The sequence below is a fragment of the Candidatus Oscillochloris fontis genome (genome assembly GCF_004138135.1).
Taxonomy (GTDB): Bacteria; Chloroflexota; Chloroflexia; order Chloroflexales; family Chloroflexaceae; genus Oscillochloris; species Oscillochloris fontis.
Genome location: NZ_RYFD01000078.1, coordinates 4,645 through 9,669 on the forward strand (window position 1 = coordinate 4,645; position 5,025 = coordinate 9,669).

Here is a 5,025-nt window from a genome sequence, read left to right on the forward strand (position 1 = left end):
GTAAGTGCCTGTGCCAACACACTGCGGTGGCAGCAGCGCGGATCGGCCTCCATACACACCAATACACTGGGCTTCTCTTCGAGAAGCTTCGCAACTGCACGTTGCTGTTCGAGTACCTGCGGAAGCCCGGCTTCATACGCACAAAACAGATCCTCGTACTGGGCAAACGATTCTAAATGGCTACGTTCGGCACTTGGAATACCTAACTCTGGAACATGCACATACTCTAGCCCAAGCAGTTTTGCCAGCCGAGTAAGCGTACTTTTATGAAAACCATAGCGCCGCGAGACTGGATTATTGCGAACATCAATCATGCGACGTATCCCCACCTCAAGCACGCGATTGAGGAAGGCATCGGCGGTTAATCCCTCATAGCCCATGGTGTAGATCGCACAATCTACGATGGGCGGGGTGGTACGAGCCTGTCCCGATAGCTGACTATTGATCGTGTACCACGGGTATTTCTGATACACCAGGTTGATCAGTGCCTGGGCCGAACGATCACCATAGGTGTCTGTAATGTAGCGGATGTCTTGTGGCACATCGCCAGCAAGTTTCAATTCAGCCTGTTGACCAGCAGGTGTTAGGCGTAGCTGGCCTTGTTCTGTAATCTCAAGTAGTCCATTGCGAACTAATGAGTCCTTCTCCTGTTCAAGTGTGAAGGAATATGGGCCGTATTGATAAGGCACAAAGGCATAGAAGGTCGCTCCGCCATGCGAGGGCGTTTCATTGGCGAGTAAGAACGACCACTTCATCAGTTGAACAGGTGATACTGCACGACCTGCCTGTTGCAAGAGGAGCAGGACGGCTTTTTGACGATTGAGCATTCTTGATACCTATAGACCAAATGTTCGACAGCAATATTATGGCATACTCACCAGATCATTGCAACCTTAATGGAAAAGCAAGAGTGAGCCCACCGAGAAATTTTAACACATCAGCATGTTCTGCTTCGTTACTCTCATCCCCCCACTACGGTACAATAGACCCCATAGACCCTACACGCATCCAAGGAGACTCCATCGTGTCCCTCGATACTCCGTTTGCTCCGCTGGTGGTGCGCATTTTGGCCGAGGCCACCGTCATTGATGACCGTATTGTGAAGATTGACCACTTTCTCAACCATCGGATTGACCCGCACCTTATGGGGGCGATGGGGGCGGAGTTGGCGCGCCGGATTGCGCCGTTCCAGCCCGATCTTTTGTTGACGGCTGAGGCGAGTGGGATTGCCCCCGCGCTCGCGGTGGCGTTACATTCGGGGCTGCCGCTGGTCTATGCCAAGAAGTATGCGCCGAATGTGGAGCCACCCGAATTTTCGCGCCTGGTGCCTTCGCCCACCAAGGGTGGCATGACGCGCCTGGTGATTGCGCAGCGTTACCTACCCGCCGGGGCGCGGGTGGCCATGATTGATGACTTCCTGGCCAATGGGCGTACCGCGCTCGCGCTGGCCGAAATCGTCGCTGAGGCGCAGGCCGATCTAGTCGTGGCGGGCTTTCTGGTTGAGAAGTGCTTTCAGGGCGGTCGCCAGAACCTTGCAGATCGCAACATCCCCATTACCACCCTGGCCCAGATCGAGCGGCTGGAGGCGGGGCGCGTGGTGATGCGTGAGGCTGAGTAATACCCCATGATGCTCTCTAAATCTACGACCAAGGCCGCCCCCAACCAGGGCATGGCCTTCATTATCGCGGCGGCGCTGATCTGGGGCACGATTGGGGCCTCGGTGCGCCTGCTCTATACCCAAGCCCCCGCCGATCCGCTCGGAGTCGGGTTTTTGCGCCTCGTCATCGCTGCTCCGGTGCTCATCCTGCTCGGCTGGGCGATGGTTGGACGCCACTTTTGGCGCGTGCAGCGCCGTGATCTGTGGGTGGTGGCGCTGATGGGGGTCAGTTTCGCTGGGTATCAAGTGGCCTATTTCGCCGCCATCGCCCAGGTCGGGGTCGCCGCTGCGGTGATGATCAATATCTGTAGTGCGCCGATCTTCACCGCGATTCTGGCGCGTATCTTCCTGGGTGAAGCTCTTAGCCGCATGACGATGCTGGCGCTGGTCGGTGCGGTGCTCGGTACGGCCATGCTGGTGGGTGGGGTGCCGCAGGGTGGCGATCTGAACACCATGCTTACCGGGGCTGCCTTGGCGCTGACCGCAGGCTTCTCCTATAGCATCGTGGTGCTGACCGGGCGGGTACTCGCGCCGCGTTACCACCCCATCCAGCCGATCACGCTCGCCTTTACGCTGGGTGCAGTGCTGCTCGCGCCGGTGGTGGCGCTCTCTGGCAACCTCTATCTCGACTATACCCCGTGGGGGTGGGGCATTCTGATCTACCTGGGGGTAGTGCCGACGGCGGTGGCCTACATTCTCTACCTGCATGGTATGCGTACCACCTCGGCCACCATCACCGCGATCCTGACGCTGCTGGAGCCGCTGGGGTCAACCTTGTTGGCTATCCTCTTCTTGGGCGAGCGCCTCGTACCGTTGGGAATCGTGGGGATTCTGCTCTTGTTGGGCAGTATGGGCTTGTTGTACAAGAAGACATGAAGGAATACAAAACTACCCACACACTTGGGACACCTTATGGATAACCTATCCTCTTCCTTACGCTACAGCCTGCTCTGTCTCATCAGCATCATGCTTACCGGCTGTAGTTTCACCGTAACGCCAACGACAGGAACATTTGGCACCATCGAGGCGGCACCAACAACGATCTTTGCCCAATCATACAATGGAGCAAGTGGAAGTGCCGTCCTAGAGGCACCAGCATCGGCATATCCAGAAGAATCAACAGCATCGGGACTCCCACCACCGACAGAGTTGCTGCGTATTCACTTCATTGATGTGGGGCAAGGCGATAGTATCTTGATTCAGGCTCCTGATGGAGCAACCGTGCTTATTGATGGTGGGCCACAGAATGGATTAGCACTCGCCTATCTTCAAGCACAGGGTATTACGCATATTGATACCCTGATTGCAACCCATCCGCATGCGGATCATATTGGTGGGCTTATAGACATCCTCCACACCCTTACGGTTGGTGAAGTGATAGCCTCAGGTGCCAGCCATACAACGGGAACCTTTGAGAACTTCCTTGATGCGATCTTGAGTGCCAAGGTTCCCTACCGTGAAGTTCATACGGGTGAACACATCGCGTTTGGAAGTTTAGCCTTCCGTGTATTACGCAGCGAAGCGAATGCAGCGAACCTCAACGATACTTCCATTGTGCTACGGCTTGAATATGGAGCCGTGAGTCTCCTGCTGATGGGTGATGCTGAAGCGATCAGTGAACGAGCATTGCTCGGAGCTAGTAGTGATCAGTTAACAGCGACTATTTTGAAGGTGGGGCATCATGGCTCATATACCTCATCTTCTCCTGAGTTCCTTCGCGTGGTACGCCCGCAGATTGCAGTCTATTCGGCAGGTAGGAATAATAGCTATGGCCATCCCCATACGGAAACCCTCACCGCACTAGGACAGGTAGGAGCCACTATCTATGGCACAAATCGAGATGGTACGATTGTATTGAGTACGGATGGGGAACAGATAGAGGTACAAACCCAGCGTATGGATACGGTGCTGATACCTGAAACATCAACCGAGAAGACACCAATAGCTATACCATCAGCGCCGCAGCCCTATGCGCCCTCCCTCCCTGATCGTGATTGTGGCGACTTTGCGACTCAACAAGAGGCACAGACATTCTTTCTCGCGGCTGGTGGACCAGCCCACGATCCCCACCGACTTGATGGGGATAACGATGGAATTGCGTGTGAGAAGCTACCATGAACGATCAACCAGTCTATCAGAGTGCAGTGATTGATCGATATGAAGGTCGCTTGGCGGTATTGCTGGTAGGCCCGCAGCAGGAACAGCATGATGTACCGCGCAAGCGATTACCACGCAATGCCCGTCCTGGTACGTGGTTACGCATCGTATTGGATGGGGCTGAAGTGGTGGTAGCAGAGATTGATGCCGAAGCAACCGCCGCCGCCCAGGCGCGGATTGCGGAGAAACTTGCCCGCTTGCGACGTGGGGAACATCTTGATCCATCAGAGTAGGAACGAAGTATCGCCCTAGAGCGGATTAGGCATCTCACGCATGGCCGGGGGGTGATTGGCGCACGAGAGTGGCGATCTGCTTACCGAAGCCGATGCGTGGACTATCCTCGGCATTCAGCTAAGCTTGCGGGACGCGGATGGGTGATGGTGGGGTTTGGGGCGTAGCTCCAATCCCCACCGAGGGAAACGTGTGCCCATGCTATACTGAAGCCAGAGGAGGCTCCCCATGACTCGCTGGTTTAACGTAGCTGGCCCGTGCCGCGCCGATATTCACTACATGCTGCCGCCCACCGCCCGCATCCCGGAGGTCATGCGGCTCATCCAGCAGCAAAGCTACTTCGTGCTGCACGCCCCGCGCCAAACCGGCAAGACCACCGCCATGCTCACGTTGGCCCAGGAACTCACCGCCAGCGGCCAGTGGACGGCAGTGCTACTCTCGGTGGAGGTGGGCAGTGCCTTTAATGCTGACCCCAACACCGCCGAGTTGGCGATCCTAGAAGAGTGGCAGAAGAGTGCCATGTGGCAATTACCAACCGATCTCCAACCACCGGTGTGGTCTGAGGCCGACGCTGGGATGCGTATCGGATCGGCACTCACCGCTTGGGCGCAAGCCTCACCCCGCCCACTGGTAGTACTGATTGACGAGATCGACTCCTTGCAGGATGCTACGCTCATCTCGGTCTTGCGCCAATTGCGATCTGGCTATGCGCGACGCCCCCACGCCTTCCCGCACGCCCTGGCGCTAATCGGCATGCGCGACGTGCGCGACTATAAGGTCGCGGCGGGGGGAAGTAGCCGCCTGGGGACGGCCAGCCCCTTCAATATCAAGAGCCGTTCGCTTACCCTCGGTAACTTCAGCGCCACCGAAGTGGCCGCGCTCTACCTCCAGCATACCCAGGCGACCGGCCAGATCTTTACCCCAGAAGCGACCGCGCACGCCTTCCACCTGACTCAGGGCCAGCCCTGGTTGGTGAATGC

The 5,025-nt window shown here is 56.8% G+C and carries 6 protein-coding genes; 5 read left to right on the top strand and 1 reads right to left on the bottom strand.

The features are described 5' to 3' along the window. Window positions 1-827 (bottom strand): DUF488 domain-containing protein (locus EKD03_RS17480; RefSeq protein ID WP_153188302.1); only part of this gene is annotated, 827 nt, incomplete at its 3' end. A 197-nt stretch (window positions 828-1,024) separates the two neighbouring features. Between EKD03_RS17480 and xpt the strand changes: the two genes are divergently transcribed. The 5 genes from xpt to EKD03_RS17505 form a co-directional block, all read left to right on the top strand. Beyond that, on the top strand, window positions 1,025-1,618 hold the full coding sequence (gene xpt / locus EKD03_RS17485; RefSeq protein WP_129633630.1) for a xanthine phosphoribosyltransferase: 594 nt from the start codon (window positions 1,025-1,027) through the stop codon (window positions 1,616-1,618). Window positions 1,619-1,624: 6 nt separating this feature from the next. Next, the gene (locus EKD03_RS17490) at window positions 1,625-2,533 is read left to right on the top strand and encodes a DMT family transporter (RefSeq protein WP_129633632.1); all 909 of its coding nucleotides are present in this window, start codon (window positions 1,625-1,627) and stop codon (window positions 2,531-2,533) included. A gap of 36 nt (window positions 2,534-2,569) precedes the next feature. Next, window positions 2,570-3,775 (top strand): MBL fold metallo-hydrolase, encoded by a 1,206-nt coding sequence (locus tag EKD03_RS17495; protein WP_161569302.1) that lies wholly within the window; start codon window positions 2,570-2,572, stop codon window positions 3,773-3,775. Then, window positions 3,772-4,047: a DUF3006 domain-containing protein gene (locus EKD03_RS17500; RefSeq protein ID WP_129633634.1), complete on the top strand. Its 276-nt coding sequence runs from the start codon at window positions 3,772-3,774 to the stop codon at window positions 4,045-4,047. The genes EKD03_RS17495 and EKD03_RS17500 overlap by 4 nt, the downstream gene beginning before the upstream one ends. 226 nt (window positions 4,048-4,273) lie before the next feature. Continuing rightward, the coding region (locus EKD03_RS17505; protein WP_153188301.1) for an ATP-binding protein at window positions 4,274-5,025 on the top strand (752 nt) is incomplete at its 3' end.

What these genes read in the sequence shown, in the direction of transcription:
- EKD03_RS17495 (WP_161569302.1), top strand. Translation starts at nt 2,570, where the DNA reads ATGGATAACCTATCCTCTTCCTTACGCTACAGCCTGCTCTGTCTCATC.
- EKD03_RS17500 (WP_129633634.1), top strand. Translation starts at nt 3,772, where the DNA reads ATGAACGATCAACCAGTCTATCAGAGTGCAGTGATTGATCGATATGAA.
- EKD03_RS17490 (WP_129633632.1), top strand. Translation starts at nt 1,625, where the DNA reads ATGATGCTCTCTAAATCTACGACCAAGGCCGCCCCCAACCAGGGCATG.